The organism is Rhodococcus sp. SMB37, from assembly GCF_004345605.1.
In the GTDB taxonomy this organism is placed as follows: Bacteria; Actinomycetota; Actinomycetes; order Mycobacteriales; family Mycobacteriaceae; genus Rhodococcus.
In genome coordinates this window covers 74640-88760 of record NZ_SLVY01000003.1, presented here as the reverse complement: position 1 = coordinate 88760, position 14121 = coordinate 74640, and the positions used below count along the sequence as shown (strand labels likewise).

General features: G+C 67.7%; 9 protein-coding genes. 3 read left to right on the top strand and 6 right to left on the bottom strand.

Annotation, left to right across the window (positions count from 1 at the left end):
- Positions 1-28 precede the first annotated feature (28 nt).
- Genes EV641_RS06170 through EV641_RS06150 form a run of 5 tightly spaced genes read right to left on the bottom strand, consistent with a single transcriptional unit; the run spans position 29 to position 8940 of the window.
- On the bottom strand, positions 29-1588 hold the full coding sequence (locus tag EV641_RS06170) for a long-chain-fatty-acid--CoA ligase (RefSeq protein ID WP_054716247.1): 1560 nt from the start codon (positions 1586-1588) through the stop codon (positions 29-31).
- Between the two features lie 49 nt (positions 1589-1637).
- A complete protein-coding gene (locus EV641_RS06165; RefSeq protein WP_054716244.1) occupies positions 1638-2132 on the bottom strand; it encodes an NUDIX domain-containing protein in 495 nt (164 codons plus the stop codon).
- Between the two features lie 30 nt (positions 2133-2162).
- Positions 2163-6320 (bottom strand): TIGR02680 family protein, encoded by a 4158-nt coding sequence (locus tag EV641_RS06160; RefSeq protein ID WP_132471169.1) that lies wholly within the window; start codon positions 6318-6320, stop codon positions 2163-2165.
- On the bottom strand, positions 6317-7465 hold the full coding sequence (locus EV641_RS06155) for a TIGR02678 family protein (RefSeq protein ID WP_241996880.1): 1149 nt from the start codon (positions 7463-7465) through the stop codon (positions 6317-6319). The genes EV641_RS06160 and EV641_RS06155 overlap by 4 nt, the downstream gene beginning before the upstream one ends.
- Entirely contained in the window at positions 7462-8940 is a 1479-nt protein-coding gene (locus EV641_RS06150; protein WP_054717502.1) for a DUF2397 domain-containing protein, read from the bottom strand. The genes EV641_RS06155 and EV641_RS06150 overlap by 4 nt, the downstream gene beginning before the upstream one ends.
- Before the next feature lie 102 nt (positions 8941-9042).
- On the opposite strand from EV641_RS06150, the gene EV641_RS06145 reads away from it, so the two are divergent.
- The 3 genes from EV641_RS06145 to EV641_RS06135 are packed head-to-tail and all read left to right on the top strand — an operon-like array spanning position 9043 to position 11971.
- Positions 9043-9630, top strand: a complete 588-nt coding sequence (locus EV641_RS06145) for a DinB family protein (RefSeq protein ID WP_132471168.1) — start codon at positions 9043-9045, stop codon at positions 9628-9630.
- A 60-nt stretch (positions 9631-9690) separates the two neighbouring features.
- Positions 9691-10182 carry a MarR family winged helix-turn-helix transcriptional regulator gene (locus EV641_RS06140; protein ID WP_054717495.1) on the top strand — a complete coding sequence of 164 codons (492 nt, stop codon included), beginning with the start codon at positions 9691-9693 and terminating at the stop codon, positions 10180-10182.
- Positions 10175-11971 carry a long-chain fatty acid--CoA ligase gene (locus EV641_RS06135; protein WP_132471167.1) on the top strand — a complete coding sequence of 599 codons (1797 nt, stop codon included), beginning with the start codon at positions 10175-10177 and terminating at the stop codon, positions 11969-11971. Before EV641_RS06140 ends, EV641_RS06135 begins: the two co-directional genes overlap by 8 nt.
- Here the strand turns inward: EV641_RS06135 and malQ are convergent.
- A complete protein-coding gene (gene malQ, locus EV641_RS06130; RefSeq protein ID WP_132471166.1) occupies positions 11956-14094 on the bottom strand; it encodes a 4-alpha-glucanotransferase in 2139 nt (712 codons plus the stop codon). The two genes, EV641_RS06135 and malQ, sit on opposite strands and share 16 nt — an antisense overlap.
- Positions 14095-14121 lie beyond the last annotated feature (27 nt).

Here is a 14121-nt window from a genome sequence, read left to right as displayed (position 1 = left end):
GATTGCCGGCCCCCGACCTGTCTTTTCTTCAGATGCTGCGTTCGCGCCCATCCCAGTAGGGCTTACGCAGCGAGCGCTTGAGGATCTTCCCCGTGGGATTGCGGGGCAGGTCACCGACGATATCGATGCTGCTCGGGCATTTGAACTTCGCGAGGCGCGTCCGGGTGTAGTCGATCAGTTCGTCCTCGTCGGCCTTCTCGTCGTCGGCGAGCACCACGACGGCCTTGACCGTCTCACCCCACTTCTCGTCGGGCACCCCGATGACCGCGACCTCCGCAACCGCGGGATGCTCGACGAGCACGCGTTCGACCTCCGGGCAATAGACGTTCTCGCCGCCGGTGATGATCATGTCCTTGAGTCGGTCCTCGATGAACACGAAGCCGCCTTCGTCGGCGCGTCCCATGTCGCCGCTGCGCAGCCAGCCACCCTCGACGATGGTCTCGGCTGTCGCGTCGGGCCGACCCAGATACCCGGGTGTCGTCTGCGCTGACCGCCACCACAACTCGCCGACGGATCCCACCGGAACATCGGCGTTGCTGACCGGATCGACGATGCGCATCTCCACCCCCGGTATAGGAGTGCCCGCCGACGCCATCCGATGTTCCTGCGACGGGTCGCGGTGCACGTCGGGCATCAGCGCGGTGATCACCCCGGCAAGTTCGGTCATGCCGTACACCTGCACGAATTCGGAGTCCGGCCACGCTGCGAGCGCTGCGCGTAACAGCGGCAGCGGCATCGGGGCGGCGCCGTAGGTGATGCGCTTCAGCCGGGACAGTGCGGCGATCGCCTTGTCGCCCGCGGCGAGGACACCCGAGATCACGGGCGGCACGAGGAACGCGACGTTCGCGCCGGCTGCGATCCCACCGAACAGTGACGGCGCGTCCGCTTCACGAGTGAAGATGCACCGTCGGCCGTCGTGGATTCCGATGATCGCGTAGCAGGTACCTCCGACGTGGAACAGCGGCATCGCAACCAACAGGCAGTCCTGATCGCGAAACGGAAGAATCGACAGCATCGCCTCGGCGTGCGCCGACAGATTGCGGTGGGTCAGCTGTACGCCTTTCGGTCGCCCCGTGGTCCCGGAGCTGTACAGCAGGAGCGCGGTCGTATCGGGTGAGACTTCCGGCAGGGGATGACGCGGGTCGCCGGACGCGAGGAACGCTTCGAACTCGTCGTTGTCTCCCCCGACGACGATCACCTTCGTCACCGTTCCGAGGTGTTCACGGATCGAGGCGATCACGTCGGTGAACTCGGCGCCGACGAACAGGATCTTCGCGTTCGAGTCGCGGAGGATGAAGGCGAGTTCGTCTCCGGCCAACCGGAAGTTGGGGATCGCATCGGCGGCGCCCAGCGCGGACGCGGCGTAGGTCACCTCGACGCACGCGAGGTTGTTCTTGTCGATGAACGCAACGGTGTCGCCTGCGCCGATCCCGGCCGAGGCAAGGGCGCCCGCGAGACGCAGGACCCGATCGTGCCATTCACTCCAGGTGTGCGCCCGATCCAGATACTGGACGGCGGGGGAGTCGGGGACGGTTGTCGCCCAGTGTTCGAGGCGGCTGACGAGCGTGGGCGAGTGCGGCGCGGACATTCGGACTCCTCTGTGTGGTGTGTGTCACAGAGGATAGCGGTCGTGTGGCCTAGCGAGGTGGGGACAGATCGACGGGGCGGTCGGGGACGGGGCCGTCGAGCAGTCGCGGGAAATCGATGGCGAGCGAACGCGGACCCAGCAGGTCGGGCCCCGTGTAGGAGACTAATTCCGGCAGTGACCACCAACGGAACGACGAGAGGTTCTCCGCTGCGAGTTCGGCGGCCGTCAGAGTGGGATTCGGCACGAACGGCGCCGTGCGGATCAGATAGTAGTCGTTGACGGTTCCGTCGAAACCCGGCACGTGACCGGGCGAGACGATCGTCGAGTGCCAGACGTGCGGAGGCTCGGCGTCGAGCCGGAAACCGACCTCCTCCATGAGTTCACGCGTCAACGCCTCGAGTCGCGTCTCGCCGACCTCGATACCGCCGCCGGGAGTGATCCACACGGTGAAGCCGTCGGGTGTGCACGCGCGGCACAACAGGAGTCGGTCGTCGGGGTCGACGAGAAGGGCGCGGACCGAGTGGCGGAGATTCGGGAATGTCACGGCAGTGAGAGTAGGCCGGTATCCGACGAATCAGGAGCCGGTGCGTACGTGCCGGCTGCGTCCGTCCCAGTGGACTCGGGTCGTGACTGCGGAACTGTCGCCGAGACGCCGGACCTCGTAGATGTCGAGGGCCGGTACCTGCGGAACACACCCCCACAGTGCGTGCCCGGTCATGACGAAATCGATATCCTGGCGCACCAGCAGGCCCATGAGCTCACCGATCGTGGGTTCGTCGATCTTGGCGAACGCATCGTCGAGCAGCACCATCCGCAGCGCGAGGTCGGTGTCGGGCAACCCCGACAGATATCCGTCCGCCGCCGCGAACAGTGCGACGTACGACACGAACCGGGTCTCTCCCTGAGAGATCTTGGCCCGCTTCGAAATGCGACGCTCCTGATCGGGCTCCGGGCCGATGATGGTGACGTCGACCGTGTGCCATGTCCGGTAGTCCAATGCCCGCGACAGGTGCGCCGTGTATCCGGTCGACGGGTCGCCGTCGTGCGAGACCTCGACGCGGTGACGAAGCAGTTCGATCAGGTCGTCGCTGTCGCCGATCGACCGGGCGCTATCGGTGAGGAGCTCGGTGATACGTGCCGCGTCGGCATCCTCACGGACAGGGTGCCACCCGATCCGGACACCGATACCGTGGCTGGTCCTGCTGTCGGTGAGGCTCTCGTTCATCGCCGCGATCAAGTTCTCGGCCTGCGTGATCCGCCTGCGGAGTTCATCTGCGACGCCTCCGAGTACGAAACCGGTGAACACATCGTGTTCACGCTGGGACAGCGCGGCCCGGCCCTCCTCTACACGGACCGTGAGATGGGCGAGCACACCGGTCGGAGTGGTGTCGGTGCCCGCGCCGGACAGGCGTACCACATGGGCGCCCGATTCCACTGTGTGCTCGATGTCGAGCTGCTCGGAGATCTCCCGGTCGAATCGCTGCAGCGCGGCGAGGACCCGGTTCTCACCGGTGTCCGTCGCCCGGGGCAGTGCCGCCAGCAAGTTCTCGGCGGCCTCGCGTACATGCTGCGCGTCGTCGACGTGTGCGATCGGGCCGCACTCGACATCGGCAGCCGCCGACAGAGCGGGTACAGCCAGCTGCGCCCCCAGCACGCCCGCCACAGTCTCGAGCTCCTCGCGGTGACGGGTGAGGCGTTCCTGCGTCGCTGAAGCCTGTTGCATCGCCGCTGCCACCGCCTTGCCGAGCTGCTCGCGGTGAGCAAGAGTGCGCCTGCACTTCTCGTCGGTGCGGGCTCGCTCCGTCTCCGACTTCTGCAATTCCTCCGCGAGGTCGGCGACCTCGATGTCGACCGCCTGAGTCTGTGCGGCCACCACCGCTGCCCGGTCGTGCCACTCGTGCCAGCGGGACTCGGCCTCTTCTTCGGCACGTACACGGCACTCGACCGCCTGGGTGACCGCACGTGCAGACCTGCCGAACCGGTCGTATTCGGCGAGGACATCGTCGATGTCGCGGGCAAGACCCGTGCACGCGGTGTCGGCCTCGACGCACGCCACGACGGTCGTGTCGAGGTCGGCGACACCGGTCGGCAACCCGAAATGGGCGCAGGCGGTCTGGTGGGACGCGAGGTCGGCGGCCCACCGGGAACGCAGCGCGCCGGCCCTCCCGCGAGCCTGGGCGGCGGCTTCTGTGCGTCGGGTCGCGTGTTCGGCGAGCGCTTGGTACCGCGCGTATGCCCGGTGCAGAGTGTGCGCGGTCGGCGCGGTGGAGATGTGCGCGTCGAGTTCGTCGTTTCCGATCGGTGCGGCGCGATGGTCGACAGCGTGCTGCTGCTCGGCGAGATCCAACCGGGTCAGTTCACCGGTGATCTCGTCGAGCCGGGATCGACGCGCGGCCTCGGTTCTGCTGCGGGCAGCCTCCCCGATGAATCCGGGCGCCTCCGCGGTGTGCCGCCCGCGTAGGACACCGTTGTGCCAGCGACCGTCGCGCGACACGGAGGCGAATGCCGAGGCATCCTCGAACCCGACCGAGGAGAGCACCGAGGCGACGGCCTCGACCGGCACGTCGGACGTCGGATCGGGCTGTAGAACCGTCGAGAGCGGCCGGCTCGGAGGTTCGCCGCGTGGCGAGACGAGGATCTGTCCCGAAGAAGCACGCAGCCGGCCCTCCCCGTCCACAGTCGCGGTGAGGAAACCCGCTGCCAGCAGCGCGGATTCGATACCGGCCCGGTCGTCGTCGCCGAGGGCGTCGACGAAATCGACGGCCCGCCACAGCGGAACCCCACTCTGCGGGCTGCGCCACGGCGCCATTGCGGGGCCGGCATCCTCGTTTTCGAGGCGGCATTGTTCCTCGAGCAGCCCCGACCGCAACGCAGTGTGGGTCGTGCTGGGGGGCTCGTCCATACCGGTCTCTACTGCGCGGCCGAGGTTGCCGGGTGCTGTGCTTCGGGTGAGAGCGACGAGTTCGGTGAGCACCGTGTCCGTGGCCGCAGGGTCGGGGTCGTCACCGGAGAGCGCTTCCACAGCGTCCATCAGGCGTTGCATCAATGCCGCGCCGTGCTGGGTGATGTGGGGCAGCAACGTGGTGGTGCGCTCTGAGGTGAGCCACGCACGCCATCGATGCCCGAGGTCGAGGGCGGCGTCGTCGAGCGCACGCGCGGCGGCATCTCGTTCGAGGGCCTCGCGTTCGGCGTCGTGTGCGGCGCGCTCGGCCTCGGCTTCGGCATCGTGCACTCCGCGCTCGGCGAGTTCGAGGCGACGGGCCTCGACGAGTCGCCTGGACGCCTGATCCCGCCTGCGTCGTGCGGCCGTGGCCGCGTGGTCGGCAGCAACGCGGGCATCGTCGCAGGCCTCCGGCAGTAGCCGCACCTGTGCGACGGTGGGCCTGGTGATGGTCTCGGGGACGGCTTCGCTCCGCGTGCGGACCGGTTCCGAATGCTCCTGGGGTCGCGCGATGTCGAGGCGGATCCGCTCCGGGAGGGCGTCGGCCGCTACGGCTGCGGTGGCGAGCCGGAGTCTCGCGGCTACGAGCATCTCGGATGCCCCGGTGACCGTGTCGTGCAGGTCGGCCAGGTGCGCATCGGCGCGGTCGGCTTCGAGGGACTCGTGTTCTCTCGCCTGGGCGGCGTGATGCAAGGCCTGGTCGGCGGCGCGGACGAGGGCATCGACGGCGAGCGCGCGCTGAGCCAGATCGTCCGCGTGACGAAACAGTGCGTGCGACTCGAGGCCTCGGATCGCGCGATCGAGTTCGGCGAGCTGGTCGCGTCGTTCGCCGAGGCGGGTGTCGGCCGCGGCTGCTTGCGCGTCGAGGTCTGCGACCTCGGCTTCGGCCTCGTCGACTTCCGCCCGCGTCCGGGCTACCCGGTCGGCGGCCTGTATCGCGGCATCCGCGCTCGAGCGCAGCAGGTCGGCCGCGTAACGCCGATAGACGGCATGGAATTGACGGACCCGGGTGAGCGAGGATTCCAGTCGGGTCTGGGCTGCTCGGCTCTCCCCCAGAAGATCGAGGCGATCACCCGCAGCGGCGAGCATGTTCTCGTTGAGCGGGGGCAGTGCGTCGGACAGGATCTGAGGCAGACGGCCCTCGTCGATTCTGTTACCGACGTCGGGGGACCGCAGGGTGTGCAGCAGCTGCAGCAGCCCTGTGTACCGGTCGCGCCCGGACTCGCCGTGCAGGCCGAACACCAGCGCGCGGACGCTGTCCCGGTGTTCCTCGGGGCTGCGGGTGATCCGGTCGGTGCCGATGCGGGCGGCGAGGTCGTCGCGCGAGAGCGGCACCCGATGTTCGTCGACCAGCGGGAGGTCGGTGCCGACGCGGGCGTCGGCGGTGAAGAAATGCACCTCGCTGCGATGCGCGGTCGCACTGTAGCGGACCTGCGCCCCGATCGTGAGAAACCCTTGGGGGCGCGACAGCTCGAGCCACAGGTAGCCGACCCGGTTGCTCTGCCCGCCCGCACCGACACGCATCAGTTCGTCGAGGTCGACCTTGCCCGCGCCGGTCGCATCCATGCGCTTGCGGTCCGCGTCGAGCAGGAACGGCAGCAGCATCTCGAGGGCACGTGATTTTCCGGAGCCGTTGGTGCCGCGCAGGATCATGCGCCCGTCGCTGAGCGTGAACTCGGTATCGAGGTAGTGCCAGACATTGACGATGCCCGCGCGGGAGAGTTTCCATCGCTGCGGATGTGGTGAGGCGGTGGCGGTATCGAGCACGGGTGCGTCGGACGAATGGGTCATGAATGTGGGCTTTCGGAGATGGTCGGGCGATACCGGGCGGCGGGAGCAGCGAGAAGGAGTCCGTCGCCCCGAGGACGTGCGAGTCCGAGGCGGACCAACAGTGCGGTGACGTCTCGGCACAGCGCTGTGACATCGCGGACGTACTCGCCGCGCCAGTTCCGGGCATGGGTGGCGACGAGGCCTGTCAGAGTGTTCTCCAAGGTGGTCGCGTCGACGTGCACCGCGCTGCCGGGTACGGGTTCGAGGATGTCGACCAGCTCGGAGATCAGGAGAAGCGCAGCCTGATTCACCGTTCCGGATCCGGGGAAGAGGAGGTCGGTGAGGTCGCCGTCCGGGTCGTACGCGAGCGCGCCCTCGGTGCGTACCTCGAGGACCAGGCCGAAGTCCTCGTCCAACAGGCGTGCGATCTCGGCTCGCTCGCGGATCAGCACGCCCAGGGCCTCCGGATCCAGATCGTCACGCGCCGTGAACGGATCTTCGACGAGCCTGCGGTACAACCGGCGTCGCGGCGTCTCGGGTCGTGCGGTGATCGCTGCCGACGGGCCGGGAAGGTCGTGTAGGGCGAATGCGGTGAGATGCCGTAGCAGCGGCCGACAGACGGTGAGGACCACCTCGTCCCCGTCGCTATCGGCACCGTCGTGATCGTCGCGGTCGTGATCGTTACCGAGGTCGGTCTCTCCGACCACACCCCACTCCATCAACCCCTGCAGTGCGGCCACGAGATGTCGCCGCTCCGCCAGTCCGTCCGTGATCTCGATGTCTCGGGCTGCGGCGTCGGCGCGGACCTGCTCGACGAGCACCGCCATCGGAATGCGGTCGCCCTGACCGGGCGCGAGCAGCGCAGCGGCGGTCAACGCGAGGTAGGTGTATCCGATCGCCCCGAACTCCCCGCCGGTCGCGCGGTGCAGCGGCCGCAGAGGTGCCGCGGCGTCGAGCGGTGTCTTCACCAGCCGAGCGAACTCCGTCTCCACGATCAACGTGTAGCCGAGACGATCGGCGAACATCGCGCGCAGTGCCGTGGAGTGACGACGGACCAGATCGAGGCTGTCGGGGTCGTGGAGTGCGGTGAGGATCGGCCGCTGCAGCATTGCCCGGGCTGCATCGCGCCGGCCGGCGGCATCTTGGACTGCGGTACCGGTGCTCACCACACCCCTGTCGTCGGTGCGGACTCGGTGGGCGTGAGGAGCGGCGACGAGGTGCGAAGGACCAACCCGTGCACGGTGAGGTCGCCGTCGGGGCAGTGCACTGTGGTGTCGCGACCGGGTTCGGCGGTCAGGGTGAGACCGAGGTCGTGGTCGTCGATGCGGTACACGCCGTCGAGCTCCTGGTGTCGTGCGAGAAGTACCGCGAGCCGGTCGAGCAGGACGTCGCGCGCGGGCGTCGAGATCTGTGCGCCGTGCAGGTCGTTCGCCGCGCGCAGTTCTGCGACGGCGTCGGCGAGTTCGCCCGACTCCTGCTCGGCAATCGCCACGATGAGGGATCGGTCGGCCGTCGGGTCGGGAATCCGTGCGTTCCGGCCGCGCGGCGAGCGGTCGCCGCGTTCGCGCAGCGAGATGGGCACGGACACCGGATCGGCGTTCCACCAGGATGTTCCGGCACCGATCCGTGGATCCGGCTCTTCGGGGCCGAGCAGTAGGTGTCGGCTCGGATAGGCACCGAATGTGGCGGCGTGGAGCCGGTGGGCCTGCTCGTCCGAGGACTCCGAGAACCAGGAGGCCAGGCGCAGGAGATCGGCTCGGTGGGAGAAACCGGGAGCTTCGGAGGTGCGGCTCCGGGTATGGGTGAGCAGCCGGTTCAGTGCCGTGGCTGCGGCGTCTCGCAGTTGCCGGGGGCCGGCGTCCTCGTCGTACCACGAGGCAAGCTGTTCCCATTCGTCGCGTGTGCGTCCGGGGGAGCGGGTGATGGTACCGCTGGGCAGGCCCGGATCGGGGAGTGCCGAGAGCAGGTCGTCGATGCGGGGGAGCAGGCGCTGCACTGTTGTGCAGATCTGGGTTGCGTGGCGGCTCAGGTCGGAGGTGATGACGTCGATGTAGTCGAGCAGCAGGAGCTTGAACTCGGTGTAGTCCTCATCGGAGAGGTCCGGCCGCCCCGAAGCCTCCGCGAGATAGGTGTAGAAGTCGGCAATGCTGTCGGTGAACGCGTTGTGGTGCACGAACACCCCGGTGACGTGTCCGGCGAGGGTGTTGGGATCGATGGCGAATCCGGTGTCGGTCGCCGCGTCGATGTGCGAGAGTTCGTCGCAGATCCGGGCGAGGGATTCTCGGGTGACCTCGCGGGCGCCGTCGTGTGACGACAACAGTGCGGTGGCCTCGCGGTGCACGCGGCCGCCGAGGACCGTCGGACGATAGCGGGCGGTGGCGCGGACGTAGTCCCCGATCGATCCGACGCGGGTGTCACGCCCTGCCTCGCCGAGATTGCCCCACGCGACGAGTTGCCGGCATCGGTTCTCTGCAACGTCGCGGTCGAGGTGGTGCCCACCGGCAGTGAGGGTGGCGGCGATGTCGGCGGCCGTCGTGTCGGCGAGCAGGACATCGGTGAAGTAGTCCATGATCGCGACATAGTCGTCGGATTCGTCGGCGACCAGGTAGCGGAACAGGCCGCGGGACCCCCCATCACCCATCGGTTGCCCCCTCCTCTGCGCTAACACCACGGTACGCACAGGCTAGTCGTTCGGATTCGTCGCGCCTCGGGGTGAGGTGAGGTGCGCGCATACGATGGGTCCATGACCGGTACCGACGGGTTTTCCACCGACCTCGTCGAGCAGCTGCAGGTTTCGCGCGACCTGATCCTGTGGAAGCTCGACGGCGTATCCGACTATGACGCGCGACGTCCGATGACGCCGACCGGCACCAATCTCCTCGGACTCGTCAAGCACCTCGCAACCTGTGAATTCGGCTATTTCGGTGAGGCATTCGGCCGGTCCGCCCCGGTTGCGCTGCCCTGGGCGGATCCGGAGAATGCCGCCGGCGCGAACATCGACATGTGGGCCACAGTCGACGAGTCGCGCGAGTACCTCGTGGGGCTGTATCGCCGCTCGTGGCTGCATGCTGCGGAGACTCTCGCTGCGACCGAGCTCGATGACCTGACGCACGTGGAGTTGTGGGGACGGGGCCGCGTGACGTTGCACGGAATTCTCGTGCACATGAACAGTGAGACAGCTCGGCATGCCGGGCATGCCGACATCGTGCGGGAGATGATCGACGGCTCGGTCGGGTGGCGGCGGGATTTCGACAACCTGCCGTACCGCGAAGGGGACCGGGTGCGCGCTCACCATGCCCGTGTGCGGGCCGCCGCCGACCGTTTCCGCTGATCAGCGGTGTGATCTTGCCCTGGTTTGAGGCGTGGAGCACACCGGGATTATAGTTGCTCTATGCAACAGAATCGGCGGTCCGGTGTACCGGATCGGACCGGAGTGATCGAGGTCTACGACGAATTCGTTCACCTCGTGCGCTTCCTGACTGCAGGGGAGCGGTCCGACGACAGTTCCCTGTCGCTCGCGCAGCATTCGCTGCTCGGGTTCATCGCCCGCAATCCGGGTTGCCGCGCCACCGATATCTCGGAGGTTTTCGGCGTCAATCGGTCGACCGTCTCGAGGCAAGTACGCCACTGCATCGACGAGGGTTGGCTCTCCGCGGACTCCGGACCGACCAGGTTGGGACACCCGCTCAGGCTGACGGACCGGGGACACGCGGTGCTTGCCGTCACAGTGACTCGCCGATACGACGAAGTCACCGCAGGACTGGCGGGATGGGGCCAGGATGAGATCGACACGTTCATCCACTTGCTGCGCCGCTTCCGCTCCGGTGTGGACCCGTCCACGCCGCCTTCGACCGACCAGAACGATGGAGATTTCAGTGCGTGAGTACTCGACCCCCGCCCAGTTCACCGTTGCGGACAACGATTCCGTCGTCCACACGGTATTCACCCAAGCGGAGAAGACTCCGCACCGCGTGATGTACTCGCGCCCGCTGGGGGACGAGTGGGTCGCGGTCACCGCATCGCAGTTCGCGGAGCAGGTCGCCGGTGTCGCCAAGGGCTTGATCGCCGGAGGTGTGCAGCCCGGCGATCGTGTCGCGTTGCTCTCGGCCACACGGTACGAGTGGTCGCTCTTCGACTACGCGATCTGGGCGGCAGGCGCGGCATCGGTGCCGATCTACGATTCGTCGTCCACCGAGCAGATCCGCTGGATCCTCGAGGACTCCGGAGCCTGCCTCGCCATCGTCGAGACCGCCGCGCACGAGGCGCTCTTCGTCGGTATGCCCGACACCCTCGGCGAAATCCACCGGATCGACGGTGGGGCGGTGGACGCCCTCATCGATGCAGGCGCCGGCATCGACGACGGCGAGCTCGCCGCTCGCCGCGAAGGCATCCGCGCCGACGACCTCGCCTCGCTCGTCTACACCTCCGGCACCACCGGCCGGCCCAAGGGCTGCATGCTCACTCACCGGAACTTCCTCTCGGAGGTCCGCGGAATCCTGACGGCCGCGATCGGTCAGGCGGTCGCCAAGCCCGGTAACCGGATCCTGACGTTCCTGCCACTGGCGCACGTGCTGGCTCGGGCGGTCTCGCTCGCGGTCTTCGAAGGTGGCGCAGCGCAGGCGCACTGGGCCGAGTTCGGTACCGTATCGGGCCAGTTCACCCGCTATTCGCCGCACATGATCCTCGGTGTGCCCCGCGTGTTCGAGAAGGTCCGCGACGCCGCGGCAGGCAAGGCGGCCGCGGGCGGAAAGCTCAATGCGGCCATCTTCCAGTTCGCCGAGGAAACCGCCATCGCGTACAGCGAGTCACTCGACCACGGTGGTCCGAGCCTGTTCCTGAAGGCCAAACGGACCATGGCCGACAGGCTCGTCTACGGCAAGCTGCGTGAGGCCATGGGCGGCGAGTGCCAGATGGCCATCTCCGGTGGTGGGGCGCTCAGTATTAAGCTCGGGCATTTCTTCCGCGGCGTCGGCGTGCCGATCTACGAGGGCTACGGCCTGACCGAATCGACCGCGGCGCACACCGTCAACATGCCCGGATCGCAGAAGATCGGCACCGTGGGACTGCCCCTGGGCGGCAACAGTGTTCGTATCGCCGAGGACGGCGAGATCGAACTGCGCGGCGGGGTCATCTTCAACGGTTACTGGCGCAACGAGAAGGCCACCGCCGACGCATTCCACGACGGTTGGTTCCGCACCGGCGACCTCGGTTCGCTCGACGCCGACGGATACACCGCCATCACCGGACGCAAGAAGGACCTCATCGTCACCGCCGGCGGCAAGAACGTCTCTCCGGGCCCTCTCGAAGACCGGATGCGTTCTCACACCCTCGTGTCACAGGCTGTCGTCCTCGGCGACGGACGCACGTTCATCTCGGCTTTGCTGACCGTCGACCCCGAGGTGTTCGACAACTGGAAGGAAGAGAACGGCAAGCCTGCCGGCGCCACCATCGCGGAACTGCGTAACGACCCCTCACTGCGCGACGCGATGCAGACGATCGTCGACGACGCCAACAGCACCGTCTCACACACCGAGGCCATCAAGAAGTTCGTGATCCTCGAGCGCGACCTCACCGAGGAGACCGGCGAACTGACTCCGACGCTGAAGATCAAGCGCAATGTCATCGCCGAGAAGTTCGCCGCAGACATCGAGAGCATCTACGTGAGGCGGTGAGTCTCGTTCGCGTCCGGCCGGGACAACACCTCGGCCAGGCGCGCGAAGCGCTCGTGACCGGCGAGGTCGTCGATGAGGACGGCCTCGCCGTCGGCGTCTGCGAGCGGCACACGCCAGTTCGGATATTCGTCGATGGTGCCCGGTTGGTTCTGGCTCCGACGCTCACCCACCGCATCGGCCAGCGACAGCGCCAGCAAGGCCGACGGGCTCGCAGCGATGAGCCGATGCAGCGCCTCGACCCGACGCTCGGTGGTGAGCGCGCCGTCTTCTGTGTCGTCGAGCAACCCCCGATCGCGGGCGAGCCCGAGCACCGCATCGCGTTCGGACGCGGCTCCGGCGAGCTCTGTCTCCAGATCCCCCTCCAGCAGACCGAGCTTCGATCGGATCGAAACATGCTCCCCGGCAAGGTAGCCGGAAGTCGGAGGTAGGTCGTGCGTGGTGACTGACGTCAGGCACAACTGCCGGTAGGTCTCGGGCGCGCGTGGGACGTCGCCGTCCTTCTCGAACCACAGGATCGACGTACCCGCGACCCCCCGCTCGGCGAGGTAGTCCTGGACCCACCCTTCGAACACCCCGAGGTCCTCACCGACGACGACCGCATGCGCGCGGTGTGCCTCGAGTATCAGGATGCCGATCATCGCCTCGTGGTCGTACCGGACGTACGCGCCCTCGGTCGGCGATGACCCCTCGGGCACCCACCACGTGCGGAACAGACCCAGGATGTGGTCGATCCGCACACCACCGGCATGCCGCAGTACCGAGCGGAGCATCTCGCGATACGGACGGTAACCGAGCTCGCAGAGGCGATCGGGACGCCACGGTGGCTGGTTCCAGTTCTGGCCGTTCCGATTGAAGTCGTCGGGCGGGGCGCCCACCGTGACCCCCGACGCCAGCGCGTCGCCGAGAGTCCACGCATCGGCACCGTCACGTTGCACACCTACCGCCAGGTCGTGCACGACCCCGATGTCCATCCCCGCAGCACGTGCGGCGACTTGCGCGGCGGCGAGCTGCTCGTCGCACAACCACTGCAACCAGCGGTGGAAGTCGATGCGCTCGGCCAGCACGACGCGTTGACGCTCCACCCAAGGATCGTCCGGGGCCGTCGCCCGCTCGTCCCAGCGATGCGGCCCGGCCTTCTCTGCGAGTGCGCACCACAGTGCGAAGTCGTCGAGTGCCTGGCCGCCTTCAGCGCAGAACGCCGCGTAACGAGCCTGACGGGCCGGTCCCCTGGGGACGCGGTGGATTCGTTCGAGCACCTTCAGCTTGGCTCGGAACACCGGATCCCGCTTCAGGCGTGCGGCTTTGCGGTTCGCCTTCGCGCAGGCCTGTGCGCTCTCGTCGAGTAGTCTGCGCTGTTTACGCGGAAGATAGGCCACCTCGGGAATGTCCTCGACCCGCAGATACAGGGGATCGACGAACCGACGCGACGACGGAAGATACGGAGACGGCTCGTGCGGGGGCCGCGGTTCCGCCGCGTGGACCGGGTTGATCAACACGAAGTCGCCGCCGTGGCCGGCGGTCACCGCTGTCAGATCGGCGAGGTCGGCGAAATCACCGATGCCCCACGACCGGCGTGACCGCACCGAGTACAACTGCGCGGCCAGACCCCACCGCCGGGAGCGCAGCACCCGGTCGGCCGTGGACAGCCGAGCCGGTGTCACCACGAGCGTCCCGGTCGCTTCGATGTCGTTGCTGCGCGCGTGGATCGTGTGCCAGCCCAGCGGTAGATCCGGCACCGCGAACGTCGCCCTGCCGACGAGCCGCCCGTCCACCGTGCGCGGATCGACCCACACGTCGAGCTGGTCGGCGTCGATCTCGGCGCCGTCCTCCGTCACCACCCACACCGACACGGGATCGCCGTGCGGCACGTGCACGGCGAACGAACGCCTTTCGCCTTCGACGACGACCAGCGACAGCGGCAGTATCTGCCGCCACGGCACGTTCGGGACGTCCGCGAGTGAATCCTGGATCTCGGCGTCCGAATCGGCCGGCACGTCGAGGGCCGCCAGGATCGTGCGCAGAGTCCGGTCGGAGACGTGATGTTCGTGGGTGTCCCACCCACGGTAGGTGCAGGACACTCCGTGGTGCCCGGCGAGTTCGCGAAGCTTGTCCGACGACGTCACGCTCTGGAATCATGCCAGCAAACGCCT